Source organism: Kitasatospora sp. NPDC058184 (assembly GCF_042883725.1).
In the GTDB taxonomy this organism is placed as follows: Bacteria; Actinomycetota; Actinomycetes; order Streptomycetales; family Streptomycetaceae; genus Kitasatospora.
This window is the reverse complement of record NZ_JBHVVE010000074.1, coordinates 1-1,099: the sequence shown is the minus strand read 5'-3', so window position 1 is coordinate 1,099 and position 1,099 is coordinate 1. Positions and strand designations below refer to the sequence as shown.

General features: G+C 43.9%; 2 protein-coding genes and 1 riboswitch. Of the genes, one reads left to right on the top strand and one right to left on the bottom strand.

Annotated elements, in window-relative coordinates:
* A partial coding sequence (locus ACFVXH_RS41425) for an MFS transporter (RefSeq protein ID WP_387831252.1) occupies positions 1-402 on the bottom strand: 402 nt, incomplete at its 3' end.
* A 54-nt stretch (positions 403-456) separates the two neighbouring features.
* A riboswitch (purine riboswitch) is annotated at positions 457-556 on the bottom strand.
* Positions 557-734: 178 nt separating this feature from the next.
* Between ACFVXH_RS41425 and ACFVXH_RS41420 the strand changes: the two genes are divergently transcribed.
* Positions 735-1,099: GntR family transcriptional regulator (locus ACFVXH_RS41420; RefSeq protein WP_387831251.1), on the top strand; the 365-nt coding region annotated here is incomplete at its 3' end.

Genomic DNA, 1,099 nt, shown 5'->3' with positions numbered 1-1,099 from the left:
CATGAAAATGATGCCGATCGCCCGCGCTCTGTATTCAGGTGCCACGATTTTAGGAGCAATCGTTAAAGAAAGGACGACAATCAGTCCTGTGCTCATGGAAGCGAGCACCCGTGACACCATAAGTACGGCGAAATTGGGACTGAAATAAGCGACCAGATTACTTAGGAAGAAAATAAACAGTGCGATTAAATAAAGACGCTTTCGTTCAGCCTTTGCCGTCACTGCCAAAAGCAGAGGGCCGGATACCGCGTAACCGAGCGCAAACACGCTGATCAGCTGCCCCGCGCTGACGATGGATATATCTAAGTCGGAAGCGATTTGCGGAAGAATACCGCCCACAATTAATTCAACCAATCCGACTGCGATGGTAGATGCTGCAAGCAGAAATACTTTGAAATTCATGTACAGATACTCCTTTTTTTATTTTTTAGAAAATAAAAAATCCTGATTACAAAAAGTGTACGGGACAATTTTTGTAATCAGGATTTTACGGTTCCTGGTAGACACCCTCAAACCATATCATTGAGGTTATACAATGTATGCAATATTCGGTTGTGTCCGTTTCTGCAAAAAATTCTACCATAATAGTGAGGGAGATTCCATAGAAAATTCGAGGAAATCCTTTCAAATTTCAATATCGGCGCCTGTAACGTCATTGATGAAGCAGGGAAAAAAATTTATGATAACCGTAAGGAGTCTATACAGATCAAACATTATACAGCCGGAGGAAACCGATGAATAAGTACGAAAAAATCGCCAACGAAATGAGAAAGAGGATTAAAAGCAGTGTATATGACATAGATCAGCCGATCCCGGATGAAAAGACGCTCGCTGCGGAGTTCGGGTGCAGCCGGATGACGATGAAGCGGGCGCTTGATACACTTGCGGCTGAAGGGATGCTTTTCAGAAAAAGAGGGCACGGCACGTTTATCATTCAATCAGCCATGCAGGATGAGCACGTTCACGTAGTCAGCAACGAAATTCTCGGCTTGAGCAATTTGTTAAAAGGCAAAGATATCAAGAGCAAGGTCATCCGGTTTGAAATGCAGTTTCCGTCTCAAGATGTCGCCGCACATTTGGCCATCGATGAAAAGACTCC